At 37.3% G+C, this 20,438-nt stretch carries 17 protein-coding genes; 12 read left to right on the forward strand and 5 right to left on the reverse strand.

The genetic code is table 11. The features are described 5' to 3' along the window. Window positions 1-51: 51 nt before the first annotated feature. Window positions 52-810 carry a sulfite exporter TauE/SafE family protein gene (locus AC0L5Q_RS12910; RefSeq protein ID WP_473609102.1) on the reverse strand — a complete coding sequence of 253 codons (759 nt, stop codon included), beginning with the start codon at window positions 808-810 and terminating at the stop codon, window positions 52-54. 124 nt (window positions 811-934) lie between these two features. Further along, a complete protein-coding gene (gene ilvC / locus AC0L5Q_RS12915; protein WP_473609106.1) occupies window positions 935-2,413 on the reverse strand; it encodes a ketol-acid reductoisomerase in 1,479 nt (492 codons plus the stop codon). A 221-nt stretch (window positions 2,414-2,634) separates the two neighbouring features. On the opposite strand from ilvC, the gene ilvY reads away from it, so the two are divergent. Continuing rightward, window positions 2,635-3,513, forward strand: a complete 879-nt coding sequence (ilvY, locus tag AC0L5Q_RS12920) for an HTH-type transcriptional activator IlvY (protein WP_077339886.1) — start codon at window positions 2,635-2,637, stop codon at window positions 3,511-3,513. Window positions 3,514-3,529: 16 nt separating this feature from the next. Here ilvY and AC0L5Q_RS12925 read toward each other — a convergent pair whose 3' ends face one another. Continuing rightward, window positions 3,530-5,056, reverse strand: a complete 1,527-nt coding sequence (locus tag AC0L5Q_RS12925; protein ID WP_473609111.1) for a YifB family Mg chelatase-like AAA ATPase — start codon at window positions 5,054-5,056, stop codon at window positions 3,530-3,532. Window positions 5,057-5,647: 591 nt separating this feature from the next. Between AC0L5Q_RS12925 and ilvG the strand changes: the two genes are divergently transcribed. The 8 genes from ilvG to AC0L5Q_RS12965 all read left to right on the forward strand — a co-directional run bounded on the left by ilvG (window position 5,648) and on the right by AC0L5Q_RS12965 (window position 15,656). Next, complete coding sequence (gene ilvG, locus AC0L5Q_RS12930; protein ID WP_473609115.1) at window positions 5,648-7,312, forward strand: acetolactate synthase 2 catalytic subunit; 1,665 nt, start codon at window positions 5,648-5,650, stop codon at window positions 7,310-7,312. Further along, window positions 7,313-7,552, forward strand: coding sequence for an acetolactate synthase 2 small subunit (gene ilvM, locus AC0L5Q_RS12935; protein ID WP_077339880.1), 240 nt, complete (start codon window positions 7,313-7,315; stop codon window positions 7,550-7,552). It abuts the gene before it with no gap. A 117-nt stretch (window positions 7,553-7,669) separates the two neighbouring features. Continuing rightward, on the forward strand, window positions 7,670-9,526 hold the full coding sequence (gene ilvD / locus AC0L5Q_RS12940; RefSeq protein WP_473609119.1) for a dihydroxy-acid dehydratase: 1,857 nt from the start codon (window positions 7,670-7,672) through the stop codon (window positions 9,524-9,526). Continuing rightward, complete coding sequence (gene ilvA / locus AC0L5Q_RS12945; RefSeq protein WP_473609123.1) at window positions 9,526-11,082, forward strand: threonine ammonia-lyase, biosynthetic; 1,557 nt, start codon at window positions 9,526-9,528, stop codon at window positions 11,080-11,082. Before ilvD ends, ilvA begins: the two co-directional genes overlap by 1 nt. 115 nt (window positions 11,083-11,197) lie before the next feature. Continuing rightward, window positions 11,198-12,649, forward strand: a complete 1,452-nt coding sequence (locus AC0L5Q_RS12950; RefSeq protein ID WP_473609126.1) for a DUF418 domain-containing protein — start codon at window positions 11,198-11,200, stop codon at window positions 12,647-12,649. Window positions 12,650-13,053: 404 nt separating this feature from the next. Continuing rightward, a complete protein-coding gene (locus AC0L5Q_RS12955) occupies window positions 13,054-14,292 on the forward strand; it encodes a GGDEF domain-containing response regulator (RefSeq protein ID WP_473609130.1) in 1,239 nt (412 codons plus the stop codon). 68 nt (window positions 14,293-14,360) lie between these two features. Then, a complete protein-coding gene (blaDIM, locus tag AC0L5Q_RS12960) occupies window positions 14,361-15,077 on the forward strand; it encodes a DIM/SIM/IMP family subclass B1 metallo-beta-lactamase (protein ID WP_473609134.1) in 717 nt (238 codons plus the stop codon). 9 nt (window positions 15,078-15,086) lie between these two features. Further along, window positions 15,087-15,656, forward strand: a complete 570-nt coding sequence (locus AC0L5Q_RS12965) for a YceI family protein (protein WP_473609138.1) — start codon at window positions 15,087-15,089, stop codon at window positions 15,654-15,656. A gap of 70 nt (window positions 15,657-15,726) precedes the next feature. Here the strand turns inward: AC0L5Q_RS12965 and ubiK are convergent, their stop codons facing one another. Further along, window positions 15,727-15,975 carry a ubiquinone biosynthesis accessory factor UbiK gene (gene ubiK / locus AC0L5Q_RS12970; RefSeq protein ID WP_473609142.1) on the reverse strand — a complete coding sequence of 83 codons (249 nt, stop codon included), beginning with the start codon at window positions 15,973-15,975 and terminating at the stop codon, window positions 15,727-15,729. A 155-nt stretch (window positions 15,976-16,130) separates the two neighbouring features. Here ubiK and rep point away from each other — a divergent pair, with 155 nt between their 5' ends. Both rep and AC0L5Q_RS12980 read left to right on the forward strand, forming a co-directional pair. Then, the gene (gene rep / locus AC0L5Q_RS12975; protein WP_473609146.1) at window positions 16,131-18,149 is read left to right on the forward strand and encodes a DNA helicase Rep; all 2,019 of its coding nucleotides are present in this window, start codon (window positions 16,131-16,133) and stop codon (window positions 18,147-18,149) included. A gap of 1 nt (window position 18,150) precedes the next feature. After that, on the forward strand, window positions 18,151-19,026 hold the full coding sequence (locus AC0L5Q_RS12980; RefSeq protein ID WP_473609149.1) for a TraB/GumN family protein: 876 nt from the start codon (window positions 18,151-18,153) through the stop codon (window positions 19,024-19,026). A 98-nt stretch (window positions 19,027-19,124) separates the two neighbouring features. Here the strand turns inward: AC0L5Q_RS12980 and AC0L5Q_RS12985 are convergent, their stop codons facing one another. Continuing rightward, window positions 19,125-20,009, reverse strand: a complete 885-nt coding sequence (locus tag AC0L5Q_RS12985; protein ID WP_473609152.1) for a LysR substrate-binding domain-containing protein — start codon at window positions 20,007-20,009, stop codon at window positions 19,125-19,127. Between the two features lie 74 nt (window positions 20,010-20,083). Here AC0L5Q_RS12985 and AC0L5Q_RS12990 point away from each other — a divergent pair, with 74 nt between their 5' ends. Next, on the forward strand, window positions 20,084-20,431 hold the full coding sequence (locus AC0L5Q_RS12990) for a hypothetical protein (RefSeq protein ID WP_473609156.1): 348 nt from the start codon (window positions 20,084-20,086) through the stop codon (window positions 20,429-20,431). Window positions 20,432-20,438: the final 7 nt, after the last annotated feature.

The raw sequence follows: 20,438 nt of genomic DNA on the forward strand, positions 1-20,438 counted from the left end.
TTTAAAAATATGATGATTTTAGTTTTACAAAAAATCATCATGGATTGAACACTATAATAATAACGCTGCAACACTAGCCACTATCGTCATTATTAAGACTAAAATCTTTAATGTTTTAGGTTTGATATCAATAGATAATCTAACCGAAACCACCGCGCCTAAAATACTACCTATGGCTAAATATATGCCTGCCATCCACGCGACTTGATCTCTATATATAAATACCCCTAGCGATACTGAAGTAAATAATAATGCCGCTACAATTTTTAATGCGTTTGCTTTTAATAAGTCGTACTTTAAAACACCCACAAAAACAGCGATTAATAAAAACCCAACACCCGCTTGAACAAAACCACCATAAAACCCTGCAATAAAGGTGGTAACAAAACCAAGTTTACTGTCTGAGCAGTTAACAATGCCATCACCTACATTGTTTGTATCGCTTTTAAAAACTACCCATAATGAGACTGCTACCATGGTTGCCAGTAATAAAGGCTTTAAAACATCTACATCTAAATAAGACGCTACAACAGATCCAAACAAACCACCGAGTAAAATAGGTACAAGAATGTTTTTAATTGAGGCTTTATCTAACTTGTCATGTTTATAGTAACCATGAGTGGCTGTTAATGATTGCATAAATATAGCAACACGGTTTGTCGCATTGGCTACATCGGCAGGTAAACCGATCATCATTAATGCAGGCAACGATAAATTGGATCCACCTCCAGCAAAGGTATTAATACCACCAGCTAAAAAGCCTATTACAATCAGTATTACCGCTTGTACTAAATCAACTGATTCAATCATTCCTGACACTCATACCTTTTTAAATAGGGGCTGGATAGTACAACAATCTATTTATTTACGACAATAAAAAAGCGGCTGTAGAATTATCTACATACCGCTTTTTCAGCAATCTATAAAAGGTTAATTAGCCTTCAACAATTTGCTTCATGTCTGTCATGTAGCCACGTAATTCTTTACCAATCGCTTCAACTTCATGGCTGCGAATTGCTTCGTTAACTTCAATTAAACGTTTGTTATCAACACCGTTAGATGTAGTTTTTAAGCCTTCACCTAATTCTTCTAACGTTAACTTAGCAGCATATTCTTCTAATAGAGGAACAGCAGCGTGTGAGAATAAGTAGTTACCGTACTCAGCTGTATCAGAAATAACAACGTTCATTTCGTATAACATGTTACGCGCAATAGTGTTCGCAATTAACGGAGTTTCGTGTAATGACTCATAGTATGCAGAAGCATTGATAATACCTGAATCAACCATAGCTTCAAACGCTAGTTCAACACCGGCTTTAACCATAGCAACTAAGAATATACCTTTGTCGTAGTATTCTTGCTCTGTAATTTCAGTATCACACTCAGGCGCTTTTTCAAAAGACGTTTCAGCCGTTTCTTCACGCCATTTTAATAAGTTAGCATCGCCGTTGTCCCAATCTGCCATCATACCAGCAGAGAAACGACCTTCGATAATGTCATCCATATGCTTTTGGAATAAAGGACGTAAAATTTCTTTTAATTCTAAAGACATATCAAACGCTTTAATTTTAGCTGGGTTTGATAAACGGTCCATCATGTTAGTGATGCCGCCATATTTTAAGCCTTCAGTAACGCCTTCAATACCGTATTGTAATAATTTACGTGCGTAACCTGCGTCAACACCTTGAGCCACTAATTGCTTATGACCTAAGATTGCTGCAGTTTGTAACATACCACAAAGAATCGTTTGCTCACCCATAAGGTCAGACTTAACTTCAGCGATGAAAGACGACTGTAAAACACCAGCACGGTCACCACCAGTTGCTGAAGCGTATGCTTTAGCGATTGCCCAACCGTTACCTTGAGGATCATTCTCAGGGTGAACAGCGATAAGTGTAGGAACACCAAAACCACGTTTGTATTCTTCACGTACTTCAGTACCCGGACATTTAGGAGCAACCATTACAACAGTAATGTCTTTACGAATTTGCATGCCTTCTTCAACGATGTTGAAACCGTGAGAATAAGCTAAAGAAGAACCTTCTTTCATTAATGGCATAACAGCTGTTACCGCTGAAGTATGTTGCTTATCAGGCGTAAGGTTTAATACTAAATCAGCAGTAGGAATTAACTCGTCGTATGTACCAACAGTAAAACCGTTTTCTGTAGCCCACTGCCATGATTGACGTTTTTCAGCAATTGCTGCTTCACGTAAAGCATAAGAAATGTTTAAGCCAGAATCGCGCATGTTTAAACCTTGGTTTAAACCTTGAGCACCACAACCAACAATTACAATGTTCCAACCTTTAAGGAAGTTACAACCGTCTGCGAATTCTTCACGCTTCATGAAACGACATTGACCTAATTGGTCTAGTTTTTCACGTAAGCTTAATGTATTAAAATAGTTAGCCATGTTTGCTCTCCTCAATCGACGTAAACATTATGTTTACTCGAGCACTATTGCATAGTGATAATAAATATAATTGTTAAATTTAATTAACAGATAAATTGTCAGTGTTTCTGACCATAATGCGATATTAAGCCATGACGCACGTTGCTTAAAGTGATATATTTACACCAGAGTGTTGCGTTTTATGCAACACTCTTTCAATGTCATATTATTTTGAGGGTAAGATGGATATTAAATCGCTGAAAATGTTTAGCCATTTGGCTAAAAGTTTACACTTCGGTAAAACGGCTGAAGCCTATCATGTCAGTCCATCAACCCTGAGTCGCTCTATTCAGCGTATTGAAACTGAAATTGGCTGTGATGTTTTACACCGCGATAACCGCACAGTTGTGCTCACCGAAGCAGGTAAACAACTGCAAAATTATGCTGAACAACAAATTGAACAATGGCATTTACTCACCTTATCGTTAGAGCAAAAACAAACGACACTCAAAGGGAAAATTCATATTTACTGTTCAGTTACCGCGGCATACAGCCATTTACCGCCTTTACTTGATAAGTTTCGTGAACAAAATCCGTTAGTAGAAATTATGCTAACCACAGGTGATGCTTCCGACGCATTTGAGCAACTTGAACATCAAGCGGTTGATATTGCCATTGCGGCAAAGCCTGAAAGTCTCACGCGTATTTTCCATTTTGATCAAGTAGCTCGCATTCCGTTATCGATCATAGCCCCCACCATGAGCTGTAAAGTACAGCAGTTGCTTCAAGAAGATATTTTATCGTGGTCAAACATTCCAATTATCTTGCCCGAACATGGCCCAGCCCGTAAACGGTTTGAATATTGGTATCGTAAGAAACAACAAGGTAAGCCAAACATTTACGCAACGGTTTCAGGACATGAAGCCTTGGTGAGTATGGTCGCCTTAGGTTGTGGCGTGGGTATTGTGCCGCAAGTGGTTGTAGAGAATAGTCCGGTAAAAGACCGAGTACAATACTTGCCTAACGCGGGCGAGATTGAACCGTTCGAACTAGGCATATGTTGTTTAAATCAAAACAAAGAACAACCTCTGGTTAAAGCATTCTTTGATACTTTGCTGTAATACTTATTTCGTCAATCTAAACACTCACTTGTTGCGTTAAGTGTTTTATTATTCGGTCCATTGCTCGGTATGACAAGGCTTCTGTAATATGTGAATTATTAATATTTTCCATGCCTTCCATATCAGCTAACGTACGTGCTATTTTTAAAATTTTATGATGAGCTCTTGTCGACAGGCCTAACTTTTCAACAGCTAGCTCTAAAAATTCGTTATCTTGCGTATTTAATTTACAATACTGACGAACTTCTGCACTACCTAAATGTGCATTTGCAATGCCTTGGCGAGCTATTTGTATGTCTCGACACAAAACAACTCGCGCTCGAATCGTTTCGCTTGATTCACTTTTTTGTTCATTTTGAGCCCACATACCTCGTGGTAAACGCGCTACTTCAATTTGAATATCAATGCGATCTAAAAATGGACCTGATAAACGATTTAGGTAACGTAATACTTGTTCAGGTGTACTGCGATTATCGTTATAAAATCCTGTTGGGCTTGGGTTCATCGCCGCAATCAACTGAAATTTTGCTGGAAAGGTTTGCTTTTGCAGCGCTCTTGAAATACACACTTCGCCTGATTCCATAGGCTCTCTAAGCACATCTAAAACTTTTCTTTCAAATTCTGGCAGCTCATCTAAAAATAAAACACCATTGTGAGCTAAAGAGATTTCACCGGGTTGAGGTTGGCTACCTCCTCCGACTAATGCCGCTGACGATGCTGTGTGATGTGGCGCTCGAAAAGGCCTTGTTAGCCAAGAGCTATCATCAATATTTTGATGACATATCGATTGAATAGAAGCAGCTTCTAGCGCTTCTTTCTCTGTCATGGGTGGCAAAATACCGGGCAATCGACTGGCTAACATGGTTTTTCCTGTGCCCGGTGGCCCCACAAAAAGTAGATTATGAGCACCACTAGCAGCAATTTCTAATGCCCTTTTGGCTAATGGCTGGCCAATTACATCAGCCATATCGAGTGCAGCTTTTACTGATTGAGCACAAGCGAGCTCTTTTTCTTCAACCAAAGGTAATGTGATTTGACGAGAAAAATGGGGATAAAGCTGTGTTAAGTGATCTATCGCGTGAATTTTTGCTTGTTTAACCCAACTGGCTTGCTCTGCGTTTGCTTTAGGAATAATTAAAGTACGTTTACTTTCGCAGCTTGCCATCGCCATAGGGATTTCACCGATAATAGATCGTAACTCCCCCGACAACGATAACTCGCCAGCAAATTCATAATCAGATAAATCAACAGCTGGCAATTGCTCTGAAGCGGCAAGAATACCTATCGCGATAGGTAAATCAAAACGACCACCTTCTTTGGGTAAATCTGCTGGAGCTAAATTTATGGTGATTCTTTTGGCTGGAAACTCGTATCCACAATTGATAATAGCGCTACGAACGCGATCTTTAGATTCTCGAACCGAAGTTTCAGGCAAGCCAACAATATTAAAGGCGGGTAAACCATTAGCTAAATGTACTTCAACGGTCACCAAAGGTGATTCAAGACCAAAACGAGCACGGCTATAAACACAAGCAAGCGACATATAAAATCCTTTTTTATTATTCTGTTCTGATCCAGTTTACTCATTTAACAAAAAAGCAACAACAACTGTTTAATATTCACTCTTTCAATGTGTTTTTCATACGCATAAAAAAGGCTAGTTTAGAAACGGGTATATAACAGATCAACCAGTGTGTATTTCAAAAAGCTCTAATTAAAAGCTTGCTCAAAGCCAGTAAGCTATGGTACTAATTTAAATAGGCTGCTTTATTTCATAATGAAATGCATAAACAATTATTCAAGAAAATTAAATAAACATGCAAATACTAAACTCAGTGATTATTAACCTTCTCGTCGTGGTGATTATTAAATCGTCGCAGGGGTTTTCGTTGAGCTAAAATAAAGCAACATACAGATAAACAGACCCTCGCTTCGAAAGAACCGGGGGTCTTTATCGTTTTAGCGTTATCAATATAATGCTCATTAAACGTGAAATAACCTTTAATTCAAACTAACACTGGAGAATACTATTCAAACAATATTCACTTAAATTTATCTTATCGGATGAGTAAGTAAGACAATAATTCGATAGATAAAATATGTAAGTGAATACTATTTGAATAGATTAAAAAACATGGCTAGCGATCAAAAGCACACAGGTGGTTCATTATTATTTGCCGTTTTACAAGAACACGGTGTAAAACACGTATTTGGCTACCCTGGTGGTGCCATCATGCCTATTTATGATGCTTTGTATGATAGCGAAGTTGAACATTATTTATGTAGACATGAACAAGGTGCGGCATTTGCTGCGGTAGGTTATGCTCGTGCATCAGACAAAGTGGGGGTTTGTATGGCAACCTCAGGTCCTGGTGCTACTAACCTAATTACAGGTCTTGCTGATGCCTTAGCAGATTCAATTCCAATTGTAGCAATTACAGGCCAAGTACCTACCTCAGCAATGGGCTCAGATGCATTCCAAGAGATTGATGTATTTGGTTTATCGCTTGCGTGTACGAAACACTCTTTCCAAGTTACTGATATTAATGATTTAGCTTCTGTACTTCACCAAGCATTTGCTATCGCACTTGAAGGCCGTCAAGGTCCAGTTTTAGTTGATATCCCTAAGGATATTCAATTAGCTGAAATCAATTGTAGCCTAAATGATATATCGCAATTGCCAAATAAAGTAAAACTTCCTCCAGTAGATGTTACGAACGCAATCAGTTTATTAAGTAAAGCTAAAAAGCCTATTTTATACGTAGGTGGCGGTGTTGGTATGGCAAATGCCATTGATGAATTAAGAGAGTTTTGTAACAAAACAGGTATGCCATGTGTTTCAACCCTCAAAGGTTTAGGCGCGATTGATCCTGAAAACGATAATTACTTAGGCATGCTAGGTATGCATGGTACTAAGGCTTCTAACCTTGCTGTACAAGAGTCAGATTTATTGGTTGTTGTAGGAGCTCGTTTTGATGACCGTGTAACAGGTAAACTTGATGAGTTTGCACCTAATGCTAAAGTTATTCATTTTGATATTGATACCGCAGAAATCAACAAACGTCGTAAAGCTGATTCAGCGATATTAGGTGATTTAAAAATTAACCTACCCGCGTTAGCTATACCATTATCGATTACAAACTGGCAGAAACAATGTCAACAAAGTAAAGCTGATAATGGTTGGAGATACGATCACCCTGGCGAAAACATATACGCGCCAGCAGTATTAAAAGAAATTAGCGACACTATGCCTAAAAATACTTGTGTAACTACGGATGTTGGCCAGCACCAAATGTGGGCTGCACAACACATGTTATTTAACGACCCAAGCGACTTTTTAACCAGTGGTGGTATGGGCACAATGGGTTTTGGCTTACCTGCTGCTATTGGTGCACAAGTTAGTCGACCTACAGATTGTGTTATTGCTGTTTCGGGTGACGGTTCATTTATGATGAACGTACAAGAATTAGCAACCATTAAACGCTTCCAGTTACCCGTAAAAATATTACTCATCGATAACGCTAAGTTAGGTATGGTAAGACAATGGCAAGACTTGTTCTTTAACGGCCGTTTAAGTGAAACTGACTTATCAGATAACCCTGATTTTATTATGCTAGCTAATGCTTTTGATATTAAAGCAAAAGAAATTACTAAGAAAAGTGAAGTAAGTGCGGCAGTCGCTGAAATGTTAGATCACGATGGCGCTTACTTATTAAAAATTAAAATTGATGCAGAAGATAATGTTTGGCCACTAGTACCACCCAATACAGCCAACGACAAAATGATGGAGAGTATATAAGTGAATAATTACCAATTAACCATCACCGTTGATGACAAACAAGTGGTATTAGAGCGCATTTTACAAGTAACTCGCTACCGTGGATTTTTAATTGATGGTATTAGTGCAGATGTAAATACAGGCACCAATATAGGTACAATTCACTTAATGGTAAAAAGTGAACGACCTATTGAGTTATTAGTTGATCAAATTAATAAATTAATCGATATAAAAAGCGTCAGTGTTGACAATAATACGTAATAAATACTGAACGTTAATATTAACTCACTGCATAAGCATTACATCATTTAACAAGCTTATAAGAATAAATATAAACTTTAAAAATACTTTACGATAGATACAATTGGATACAAAACTATGCCTAAATTAAGATCTGCAACTTCGACTCAAGGCCGCAATATGGCTGGCGCTCGTGCGCTTTGGCGTGCAACTGGAATGACTGACGGTGATTTCGGAAAACCAATTATTGCTGTTGTTAACTCATTTACACAATTTGTACCGGGCCATGTACATTTAAAAGACATGGGACAACTCGTTGCTGGCGCTATTGAAGAAGCCGGTGGTGTTGCCAAAGAATTTAATACTATTGCCGTTGATGACGGTATTGCCATGGGTCACAGTGGCATGCTTTACAGCTTACCATCACGTGACTTAATTGCTGATTCAGTTGAATACATGGTTAATGCCCATTGTGCTGATGCTATGGTGTGTATTTCAAACTGCGACAAAATTACTCCGGGCATGTTAATGGCAGCAATGCGTTTAAACATCCCAGTAATTTTTGTTTCTGGTGGCCCAATGGAAGCAGGTAAAACTAAGCTTTCAGATCAAATCATCAAACTTGATTTAGTTGATGCCATGATCCAAGGTGCTGATCCAAAAGTATCTAACGAGCAATCTGATCAAGTAGAACGCTCAGCTTGTCCAACGTGTGGTTCTTGTTCAGGTATGTTCACAGCAAACTCAATGAACTGTTTAGCTGAAGCATTAGGTTTAGCTTTACCGGGTAACGGTTCAATGTTGGCAACCCATGCTGACCGTGAACAGTTATTCTTAAAAGCAGGTAAACAAATTGTTGAACTAACAAAACGTTATTACCAAGATAACGACGAATCTGCATTACCACGTAATATCGCTAACAAAGATTCGTTCTCAAACGCTATGTGTTTAGATATTGCTATGGGTGGATCAACCAATACTATCTTGCATTTATTGGCAACAGCACAAGAAGCTGAAATAGATTACACCATGGAAGACATGGATAAACTATCACGTGTGGTTCCACAGTTATGTAAAGTTGCACCGTCAACCCCTGAATATCATATGGAAGATGTGCATCGCGCTGGTGGTGTAATCGCAATTTTAGGTGAATTATCACGCGCTGGCTTACTTAAAACTGATGTACCAAATATTTTAGGTACTTCACTTGCTGATGTTATCGCTAAATACGATATTAAAATCACTGACGATGAAGACGTTAAAAAATTCTACCGCGCAGGCCCTGCAGGTATTCGCACCACTAAAGCCTTTAGCCAAGATTGTCGTTGGGATACGTTAGACGACGACAGAGCTAATGGTTGTATTCGCAGCATCGATCATGCCTTTTCAACAGAAGGTGGCTTAGCCGTACTTTCAGGCAATATTGCAGTAGATGGTTGTGTAGTTAAAACTGCAGGTGTTTCAGATGAAAACCTTATATTTACTGGCCCTGCACATATTTTTGAAAGCCAAGATGCTGCAGTAGCAGGTATTTTAGACGGCAAAGTGGTTGCAGGCGAAGTGGTTGTTATTCGTTACGAAGGCCCTAAAGGTGGTCCAGGTATGCAAGAAATGTTGTACCCAACCACTTACTTAAAATCTATGGGCTTAGGTAAAGCTTGTGCCTTATTAACTGATGGCCGTTTTTCTGGCGGTACTTCCGGTTTATCTATTGGTCACGTATCTCCAGAAGCTGCCAACGGCGGCACAATCGCATTAGTTGAGCAGGGTGATATCATTCATATCGATATCCCAACTCGTGAAATTACCTTACAAGTATCTGAAGAAGTACTTACTGCTCGTCGTGCTGCGATGGAAGCAAAGGGTAAAGGCGCTTGGAAACCAGAAAATCGTGTTCGTCCAATCAGCTACGCATTGAAAAACTACGCCATGTTAGCAACAAGTGCCGACAAAGGTGCAGTACGTAACAGAGCATTACTTGACGGAGAAGACTAATGACACAGGCATTTGCTAATAAAACCCAAAGTGAAATTGGCTTAGAATACCTACGCCGAATTTTATTAGCGCCTGTGTATGATATTGCTGTTGAAACTGATTTAACACCATTAACCAAGTTGTCGACTCGTTTAAATAACACTATTTATTTAAAACGCGAAGATCAGCAACCTGTTCATTCTTTTAAGTTGAGAGGCGCTTATAACAAGCTCTCTCATTTATCAGAAGAACAAAGTATTCATGGTGTTATTGCCGCTTCTGCAGGTAATCATGCTCAAGGCTTAGCACTTGCTGCGCATAAGCTAGGCATTAAAGCGACCATTGTCATGCCTATTACTACACCTGACATTAAAGTCGATAATGTTCGTCGTTTTGGTGCTGAAGTACGCTTGATCGGCAAAAGCTTTAACGAAGCTCAGCTAGCTTCACAACAATTTGCTATTGACGAGAAAAAAACAGTTATTCATCCTTTTGATGATCCTGACGTTATTGCAGGTCAAGGAACGGTTGCAAAAGAATTGTTACAACAACTGGCTAAAATAGATGTTGTTTTTATACCTGTTGGCGGCGGTGGCCTACTTGCAGGCATGGCGGTTTACTTAAAACAGTTAAAACCCAGTATCAAAGTCATTGCTGTTGAAGCAGAAGATTCAGCCTGTTTAAAAGTAGCAATGGAAGCAGGTGAACCGACTGACCTAGAACAAGTAGGATTATTTGCTGATGGTGTTGCTGTAAAACGTATTGGTGAGCATACTTTTAAGCTTATTCAGCAATATTGTGACGATGTTATTACGGTAACAACCGACGAAATATGCGCCTCAATAAAAGACATTTTTGAACAAACACGTGTAATCGCTGAACCCGCAGGGGCTTTATCGTTGGCCGGTATTACTAAATATTGTAAAACAAGCCAAGGAAACGAAAACTTAGTGGCCATTTTATCGGGCGCTAACATGAACTTTCATAGTTTACGTTATGTCTCTGAACGTTGTGAATTGGGTGAGCAAAAAGAGGCGGTTTTTGCTGTTGCAATCCCTGAAGAAAAAGGCAGTTTTAAAAACTTTTGCCAAGCGATTGGCGGTAAAGTAATTACCGAATTTAACTATCGTTATGTAGAGTCAGCACAAAGTAATACTCAAGCAAATGTATTTGTAGGTATTCGTTTAGGTGGAGAACCCGATGAACGCCAACAACTATCCACTGATTTAACCCAAAAAGGTTATAACGTTACTGATTTAACGGAAAACGAACTGGCTAAACTACACGTTCGATACATGATAGGGGGATTATCAACCCCCCCATTAGAAGAACGTATATTTAGGTTTGAATTTCCAGAATACCCAGGAGCACTTGAGAAATTTTTAGAAACCCTTGGTGAATTGTGGAATATCACCTTATTCCATTATCGTAATCATGGTGCAGCCTTTGGGCAAGTGCTTGCTGGCTTCTCAGTAACTAACGATAGCCAAGATGCTTTTTTTCAACATATAGAAGCTCTAGGTTATGAATGCCAAGAAGAAACTAACAACGAAGCGTATAAAGTTTTTTTAAGCTAAACGTCTATATCTATCAATTATTCAAGCCACTTTTAAGTGGCTTTTTTTTATTTAGGCTTTTGATTTATAGAAAGATTAGTTTATTGTATAGGGAAAAGAATAAGGACATTTCAAAATGCACGCAAACTCGGATAATAATCAAACCTCACCTCAAGAACAGCTCCCTCTACAGCCATTAGAAAAAAACAAACGTATTGATGCATTAGATATCCTTCGTGGCCTGTGTTTAATTGGTATTTTACTGATGAATATTGAATGGTTTAACCGTGCAATGATTTCATTAGGTGGCCAAGATACAACACTCACAGGCATAGATCACGCTGCTGGTTGGTTAGTTCGTTGTTTTGTTGAAGGTAAGTTTTATAAGTTATTTGCGCTTATTTTTGGCATGGGTTTCGCTGTTATGCTACTGCGTGCTAAAGAAATGGGTCGTCCATTTGGTGCATGGTTCTCTCGTCGTATGTTTGTACTTTTGCTCATAGGTATCGCCCACATGATATTTATATGGGGTGGCGATATTTTACATGACTATGCTTTCGCGGGCTTTATTCTATTGCTTTTAGTACGAAAGAAAAAATCACAAGAGCCAAAGTCTTATCTTAAATTAGCATTAACTTGGTTAATAGTGCCAATTTTTTTGACCAGTTTAGGAGGCATTATATTTGGTACTGTATTCAACGATGCAAAGTATCAAGAAATGTGGAAAAGTGAACTTGATATTTATACGCTTGTTGAGCAAAAATTTTCTAGTAAAAGTGAAATGGATAGTACTACATCAACAGAAATAGCTGATAAAGCAACTATTGAACTTTCCGAAAAAACTGAACATGTAGAACTGACAGATGAAGAAATAAAAGCAGAAACAATTGCTGATGCCTTGCAAGAGCGCAAAGATGCGCAAGCAGATATTGATAAAGAAAACAGAGCATTTACACAGGGCAGCTATTGGGAAGCAACTCAATATAGAATAAGTTTTTCTGGCGTTATGCTCATGTTTTCACCACTTATCACCTTAGCGGTACTGCTCCCAATATTCATTTTAGGTTTTTGGTTAGTTATTTCCAAAACAATCACTCAACACCAGCAACATCAAACTTTTTTCAAAACGTTAGCGCAAGTGGGTCTACTTGCAGGTATTCCGTTAAATGTTGCTAGCCTTTTAATTATTCAGCATCCTGCTACAAGCATCTCTTTTGTATTGCTAGGTGCAGGAGAAATACTCTTTTATATTGCGCAACTAACTCTGGCCGCAGGATATTTAGGGTTGGTAGTTTGTGCGTTGAATAAACAAAAATGGCAACGTATATTATCGGTATTTGCACCTATGGGACAAATGGCGTTAACTAACTACCTTATGCATTCAGTTATCTTAACCAGTGTTTTTTATGGCTATGCGGGTGGGCAATATGGTGAAATTTCACGTGCGCCACAAATGCTGCTTGTTTTTGGAATTATTACAGGCCAACTCGTTTTTTCAAAATGGTGGTTGAACCACTACCGCTTTGGCCCAATGGAATGGTTATGGCGCAGTTTAACCTATAAAAAAATACAACCGATGAAAGTATAAAAATTCAAGTTTAATTGCCAACATTTCATATCGTATATCTTGTGCAAAAAACACTTAAAAAATACTTAAAAAATACTTAAAGATGATATTATTACCTTAATTTTCAATATAAATATTATGCCAAAACAAGTGGAAAATTTTATTTAACCTGAACTTTGGTTAACGGGTTTTATAATGTTTTGATTTATAATAAATATTTATAAAAAGCACTTAGTATACCTTGAGTTTTTATAAGACAATTAAGCTCAGTGATGAAACTTAAGAGTATATCAAAGCATTTTTGCGTACCAATAACGGGTTATTGGAAGTAAAAAAAACGCAGATAGGCGCTTAAATAGCGTTACTGAGTAAAATAGCTTAACCAGAGTTCAGGTTATTTATTTACGTAAAAACATAGGATTATTGTGTCTCCCAAATTACTCGTTATTGAAGACAGTTCATCTATAGCCAAAGTTATTGAACGTATAGGGCTTTCGTTAGGCTACCAAGTTACTATTGCTAAATCGTTCGCACAAGTTAAAAGTATTCTTGCAACTAACCCCAAGTTTTTTGCTGCAACCGTGGATGTATCTTTACCTGATGCCCCTAATGGTGAAGCTATCCCTTATGTTTTACAACATAAAATACCGAGTATCGTGATGACAGGTAGAATGGATGATGCAACACGTAAAAAAATTCTTAACTTACCTGTTATTGACTACATAACTAAAGAAAATGCACAGGCTTATCATTACCTATTACGTGTTTTACACAATCAACTCACCAACAAAAACATTAGCGTTTTAGTCGTCGACGATTCCTTAACATCAAGAAATCATACCGCGCAACTATTAAAGCGTCGAAACTTTACTGTTCATATAGCCGTTGACGGTGCCAACGCCTTAAAAATATTACACAGCAACCCAGAAATTAAAATTGTTGTTACCGATCATGAAATGCCAGGCATGAGTGGTATTGAGCTTCTACAAAAAATAAGAAGGCAGTATTCAAATAATGAGCTTATTGTTATTGGTATTTCAGGTACCAGAAAAGATATTAATTCAGCCCGATTTATTAAAAATGGCGCAGACGACTTTTTACAAAAACCTTTATGTCCTGAAGAGTTTTATTGTCGCATTATGCAGCATATTGAAAAATTTCAATATTTAGAAAAGATTAAACTCGCTGCAAATCAAGACTACTTAACCGAGTTATTAAACCATAGACATTTTATGAGTACAGTAGGCGAAGCACTAGAATTTTCTTTAGATGATTTAAGTACAAATATTTTGGCTGTGATCGACATCGATAACTTTAAAAGCATTAACGAAAAACATGGTAGCGCCATGGGAGATAAAATATTAATTGAGTTATCTAAATTACTTAAACAACACTTTAAAGGTCAAGTTATCGCTCGATTAGGTGGTGATGAATTTGCGGTATTCATTTCAGCTGAAAGTGTCGAAAATGGCAAAGATCAATTACTTAATTTACAACAAGCCGTTAGCCAATTTAATGTGCAATTACAAGATGAACAAACACGTTTTAGCATTAGTATTGGAACAACAACGATGAACACAGAAAACTCACTTGAATCCCTCATTAAAATAGCGAACAACGCCTTAAAACAAGCGAAAAAAAAGGTCGTAACACGCTTATTTTAGAACAATAATTCACTAACGACTCAGTATTAATATAAAACTTCCATATAATGGATAGGACATCAGAAGCCATGAAACTATTGTTAATCGTTTATACCTTACTACTCACTTTTTCGGTTCATGCAGAAGAGGCACTACCTGAATTAAAAATCAATAAAATAGCTCCTAACACCTATCTATATAAATCTTTTCAAAACGTAGAAGGTTTTGGGTTAATGAGTTCAAATGGACTGGTTGTATTCCATGAGAAAAAAGCCTTTATTATTGATACGCCATGGTCTGAACAAGATACAAAAACATTAGTGCGTTGGATAGAAAAACAAGATTATAAACCTGCGGCGAGTATATCAACCCACTCGCATGAAGATCGCACAGCAGGTATTAAATGGCTTAATGAACAAAACATTCCAACCTATGCGTCTACATTAACTAACAAATTATTAGCCAAAAAAGAACAAACACCAGCAAGTCATTCATTTACAGGTCCTAATTTTCAGTTAGGAGATGGATTAATTGAAATATTTTATCCAGGCGGCGGCCATACAATAGATAACCTAGTCGTCTGGCTACCTAAATCTAAACTACTATTTGGTGGTTGCTTTGTTCGTAGTTTACAAACTCAGGGATTAGGCTATACAGGTGACGCCTCGATAGAACAATGGCCTTCTTCAGTCGATAAAGTACTATTAAAATATCCCCAAACTGAAATTGTTGTTCCTGGGCATGGTAAACTAGGCGATATAAACTTATTAACCCACACTAAACAATTAGCAGCAGCTAAAAACTAAGGAAAAAAAATGCGTATTTTTACATTAATAATCGGATTATTATTTACCCTGCCAAGCCTAGCAAATTGGCAATTAGTGAATGATAAGTCTCAATTTAATTTCGTAACAACCAAGAAAAACAGTGCCACAGAAGTTCATCAGTTTACTCAACTAAAAGGCGCTATATCACCTAAAGGTAAAGTTAATTTAACCATTGATTTAAGCAGCGTTGAAACCAACATCCCAATTCGAAATGAAAGAATGCAAAAATTTCTTTTTGAAACAAATTTGTTCCCTAAGGCAAGTTTTACCACGAGTATTGAAAACCAAACAATTGAACAACTAAGTGTTGGCGAAGTAGCACGTATCGAAGTAGCGGGTGAAATTGCATTGCATGGAGCAAAGCAAATGGTTAAAACCCAAGTACAAGTTATAAAATTAAGTAACAACAAGATACTCGTTAACAGTTTAAAACCGATTATTATTCAAGCAAACGATTTTAATTTAGTTGCAGGTGTAGAAAAACTAAAAGACTTAGCGGTATTACCTAGCATTAGCAACGCAGTACCGGTTACCTTTTCTCTGTATTTTACTCAATAGAAAAAATACTTTAATTATAAAGCCATAGCTTGCTAAGTAAGCTATGGTTATTCAACTAACACCAACCAAATTACTCAGCGAGTTTAGCTTCAATTTCAGTAAGCTTAGCTTCTAACTCAGTAAGTTTTGCTCTAGTTTTAATTAACACCTGTGTTTGCACATCAAACTCTTCACGCGTTACTACATCAAGCTCAGCTAATTTACGTTGTAAAACCGTTTTAGTTTTCTCTTCAAAATCGCTCGCTGCATTTTTTAATCCTGCTGGAATAGCATTTGATACTTGCTGAGCAATTTCTTCAATTTTTTTAGCATTAATCATTTTAAACTCTTAGCCTTATTTAACTTTAACTTAAGTTGCTTATTTTACTATTGTAAACATTTTTAACGATTGAGACTAAAAATATTCGGCTTATTTAAAAAATTTGTTATAAAATCGTCGCCTCTTTTGAATAGCCCCAGAAACCGTTAAAGATAATGAAACTAAACCCCGGACAAAATGAAGCTGTAAAATACGTAAGTGGACCTTGCTTAGTATTAGCAGGTGCTGGTAGTGGAAAAACAGGGGTTATCTGTAAAAAAATCGCCTACCTTATTGAAAAGTGTGGCTATAAAGCACGTAACATTGCCGCTGTTACCTTTACCAACAAAGCCGCCAAAGAGATGAAAGAGCGTGTCGGCAAATTGCTAGGTAAAGATTTAATCCGTGGTCTTACGGTTTCAACCTTTCATTCCCTCGGTTTAGATATTGTTAGAAAAGAAATAAAAACATTAGGCTACAAACCCGGTTTTACCTTATTTGACGATCAAGACACCTTAGCGCTATTAAAAGAACTAACACAAGATGAGTTTGGGGGCGATAAAGACTTACTCAGTAAATTACAGTCAATGATCTCAAATTGGAAAAACGAGCTACAACTGGCTGACGCAGCAATTAAAAGCGCAAGTGATGCCGACACCACCATGTATGCTGAATTCTATGCTGAATATCAAAAACATATGAAAGCCTATAACGCGTTAGACTTTGATGATCTGATTTTAATCCCTACGCTCTTATTAAGAAATTACCCTGAAGTACGTGAGCGCTGGCGTAAAAAAATTCAGTACATGTTGGTAGATGAATACCAAGACACCAACGCCAGCCAATACGAATTAGTTAAATTAATTGCTGGTGAAAAAGGCTTATTAACCGTAGTTGGCGACGACGACCAATCAATATACTCGTGGCGTGGCGCTAAACCACAAAATTTAGTGTTATTAGGGGAAGACTTCCCTGAGCTTAAGTTGATCAAATTAGAGCAAAATTATCGCTCTAGTGGCCGTATTCTTAAGTGTGCAAACATACTGATTGCGAATAATCCTCATGTATACGACAAAGCACTATTTAGTGAGCTTAATTACGGCGTTGAATTACGGGTTGTGCAAACCAAAAACGAAGAACACGAAGTTGAGCGTATTGTCGGTGAGCTGATCGGTCATCGTTTTTTAAATAAATCTAAATTTAAACATTACGCCATTTTATATCGCGGTAATCATCAATCTCGCTTACTTGAAAAAGCATTAATGACTAACCGTATTCCATACAAAATAAGTGGTGGAACATCATTCTTCTCAAGATCTGAAATTAAAGATATGATGGCGTACTTGCGTGTTTTAGTGAATCCTGACGACGACAACGCTTTTTTACGTATTGTAAACGTACCTCGACGCGAAATAGGACCAACAACCTTAGAAAAACTAGGTAGTTACGCCAACATGCGCCAAATTAGTATGTTTGCAGCTAGCTTCGAGCTTGGGCTAGAACAAACACTCACTGGCCGTGGTTTAGCGAGTGTACAACGCTTTACTCGTTGGATTGTTGAAACAGCCGATCATGCTGAACGAGGAGATACCGCAGCGGTTTTAAGATCTGCTGTACGAGAAATTAATTACGAAGATTGGTTATACGATTCTTCGCCAAGCGCTAAAGCAGCTGAAATGCGTATGAAAAACGTAACTCAACTCTTCAGCTGGGTTACACAAATGTTAGAAGGCGACGAAAACGAAGACCCTATGACATTACCGCAAGTAGTCACGCGTTTAACCTTGCGCGATATGATGGAACGCAGCGAAGACGAAGACGACTCAGACCAAGTGCAATTAATGACATTGCATGCATCAAAAGGACTAGAGTTTCCTTACGTATTTTTAATTGGTATGGAAGAAGGCTTACTACCTCACCAAACCAGTATGGATGAAGGTAATGTAGAAGAAGAACGAAGATTAGCTTACGTAGGTATTACTCGCGCGCAAAAAGAACTTATTTTTACTTACGCACGTGAACGTAGACAATTTGGTGAAGTCTCAAGAACAGAAGCGAGTCGCTTTTTACATGAATTACCGCAAGACGATTTAAGCTGGGAATTAACCCAAGCCAAAAAAAGTAACGAACAAAAACAGGCTACAGCCAAAATGGGTGTCGCTAACTTACGAGAAATGCTTAATAAGAATAAATAATATGAAAAAATACATACTCACTTTATTAACAACAGTTACCTTTTATAGTTTATCTATTACAGCTATGGCTGACAGTTCAGTGTGGAAAGTGTCGAAAGACAACGACCACGTATTTATTGGTGGTACTATTCATGTGTTACCTGAATCAGAATTTCCACTGCCTAAAGAATTTCTTGAAGCTTATAAAAATACCGACCTCATTGTATTAGAAGCCCAATTACCTGATCCTACAGATGCGGCAGCGCAACAAGCGATGCTCGCTCAAATGAGCTACAACGACGGCCAAACATTACAAAGCATATTAAAGCCTAATACCTTCAAATTATTAACCAATTACTTCGACAGCATTGGCAGTAATGTACATCAATTTACCAGTTTTAAACCTGGTTTTGTTATTTCAATAATGGCATTAATTGAATTACAAAAGGCTGATATCTCCGGCGAAGGTGTTGATGCTTATTTTGAAGAACTCGCCATAACAGATAAAAAAAGCATTCATTATTTAGAAACCGCTGAAATGCAATTTACCATGCTAAGCAATTTAGGTAAGGGATACGAAGACGACTTTATTAAAGCCAATTTAGAATTGAATTCTAGCTTTACTGATTTTTTCCAAGAAACCTTAGACGCATGGAGAGTGGGAGACGCCGTTAAGTTAGAAAATTTAATCAATATTGCCGCCATCGAATCAGATGCAAAATCTTACGACGCGCTATTTACTAGCCGAAATAAAAACTGGGTACCTAAAATAGAAGACTTATTTAAAAATAAAAACAAAGAGTTTATTCTAGTGGGTGCTGGTCATTTATTTGGTCAAGACGGCTTAATCGCACTATTAAAAAGTAAAGGCTATACCGTAGAACAAAAATCATCTTAACCACTGAAATAATAAATAAGCCTATAAAACACACTAGATCATAAGTTTTGGACAATAAGGTTAATAATAACAATAAAGTGTGACTGTTTTACGAAATATCACCCTGAATTGAATAAAACTTTTAACCAAGCTTCAAATTTCTTTACTTTTTCCCATTGAAAATTTTTGGGAGGAGCAACCAAAAATAATGAAATAGGGCTATTGGCTGAAAATTCAAATAAGTTAATCAGAGTACCTTCTTTAATACGCTCGAAAACTAAAGATTTACTTACAAAACACATACCTTGGCCTGCAATTGTTTTTTCAATTACAGGCACTGAATCTGTTGTTTGTAGGCTAATTTTAAAATCATCTACCGTGACTTTATACTGATTACAAAATAGTTCAAATGCGGGCTTTAAGTCGCTAGATATATCTAAAAGCATGGGTGTTTTTAATAGTATATCCATTGATGGAAAGGCATCTTCAAATAACAAGCTACTTGCCACAAGTAAAACTTCATCTTTTATAAGCTCTCTACTTTCCAAACCCTGATAAATACCTTTTCCTCTTCTGATTGCGATATCTACATTATTATCTTTAAAATCAACCAATTGATTACTTGGTGAAAACTGCAACATCATCTCAGGATACATTAATTGAAATTCATTGATTTTAGGAATGAGTATCAAAGACGTAAAAGAGTGCAAAGACGTTATTTTAAGGGTGTTTGGATCAGGCTCTGCAGACAGCAAGCTGATCCCTTGCGATATTTCACTAAAAGCTTTTTCAATAAACGGGAATAAACGTTTCCCTTCAGTACTTAACAAAGTTTGTTTACTGTCTCTAATAAATAACTGACATTTTAAATTTTCTTCCAGTAATCGAATTTGTTGGCTTACGGCCGCTTGAGTTACAAACAACTCTTGTGCTGCACCCTTAAAACTTTTATTACGCGCAGCTGCAAGAAAAAATGACAATGACTTGAGTGGAGGTAGCTTCATATTACTTTAGAAAAACTTAAGTGATGTTAAATTTATATCGTTTGTTTAACTCGAGTGCAAGGTTTAATTTACAAATGAAACTTACAACAAACACCGAGGTTATTATGTTAAAAAAAACTGTATTGATATTAAGTGTTTTAAGCACATCACTCGTTATAGGCATTCAGGCAAACGACGAAATACAATTGTATTCTGAAGCAGGTTATCCTTACAAAAATTTGATCAATAAGGCTAAAGCAGTAAAGATTTTATTTACTGAACAAGAAAATAGCATTGTTTGTCGAGTAGAAGTATCAGGAGACTCAAAAAATAAAACCACCGAGAAAGTGGTGGTTTCAAAAAAACAATTTGATCAAGCCCCGCTTGTGAGTTGTTTACCACGAACAGAGGCTAAAAAATTATTAACATTCGATTATCTTTAAAGGCTCA

Source organism: Pseudocolwellia sp. G5-9, from assembly GCF_055808995.1.

Excerpts from the sequence above, each read along its gene's own strand:
- ilvC (WP_473609106.1), bottom strand. The coding sequence starts at position 2,413 with ATGGCTAACTATTTTAATACATTAAGCTTACGTGAAAAACTAGACCAA.
- ubiK (WP_473609142.1), bottom strand. The coding sequence starts at position 15,975 with ATGATTAATGCTAAAAAAATTGAAGAAATTGCTCAGCAAGTATCAAAT.
- ilvG (WP_473609115.1), top strand. The coding sequence starts at position 5,648 with ATGGCTAGCGATCAAAAGCACACAGGTGGTTCATTATTATTTGCCGTT.
- rep (WP_473609146.1), top strand. The coding sequence starts at position 16,131 with ATGAAACTAAACCCCGGACAAAATGAAGCTGTAAAATACGTAAGTGGA.
- AC0L5Q_RS12950 (WP_473609126.1), top strand. The coding sequence starts at position 11,198 with ATGCACGCAAACTCGGATAATAATCAAACCTCACCTCAAGAACAGCTC.
- AC0L5Q_RS12990 (WP_473609156.1), top strand. The coding sequence starts at position 20,084 with ATGAAACTTACAACAAACACCGAGGTTATTATGTTAAAAAAAACTGTA.
- ilvY (WP_077339886.1), top strand. The coding sequence starts at position 2,635 with ATGGATATTAAATCGCTGAAAATGTTTAGCCATTTGGCTAAAAGTTTA.
- ilvA (WP_473609123.1), top strand. The coding sequence starts at position 9,526 with ATGACACAGGCATTTGCTAATAAAACCCAAAGTGAAATTGGCTTAGAA.
- AC0L5Q_RS12980 (WP_473609149.1), top strand. The coding sequence starts at position 18,151 with ATGAAAAAATACATACTCACTTTATTAACAACAGTTACCTTTTATAGT.
- blaDIM (WP_473609134.1), top strand. The coding sequence starts at position 14,361 with ATGAAACTATTGTTAATCGTTTATACCTTACTACTCACTTTTTCGGTT.
- AC0L5Q_RS12910 (WP_473609102.1), bottom strand. The coding sequence starts at position 810 with ATGATTGAATCAGTTGATTTAGTACAAGCGGTAATACTGATTGTAATA.
- AC0L5Q_RS12925 (WP_473609111.1), bottom strand. The coding sequence starts at position 5,056 with ATGTCGCTTGCTTGTGTTTATAGCCGTGCTCGTTTTGGTCTTGAATCA.
- ilvD (WP_473609119.1), top strand. The coding sequence starts at position 7,670 with ATGCCTAAATTAAGATCTGCAACTTCGACTCAAGGCCGCAATATGGCT.
- AC0L5Q_RS12965 (WP_473609138.1), top strand. The coding sequence starts at position 15,087 with ATGCGTATTTTTACATTAATAATCGGATTATTATTTACCCTGCCAAGC.
- AC0L5Q_RS12985 (WP_473609152.1), bottom strand. The coding sequence starts at position 20,009 with ATGAAGCTACCTCCACTCAAGTCATTGTCATTTTTTCTTGCAGCTGCG.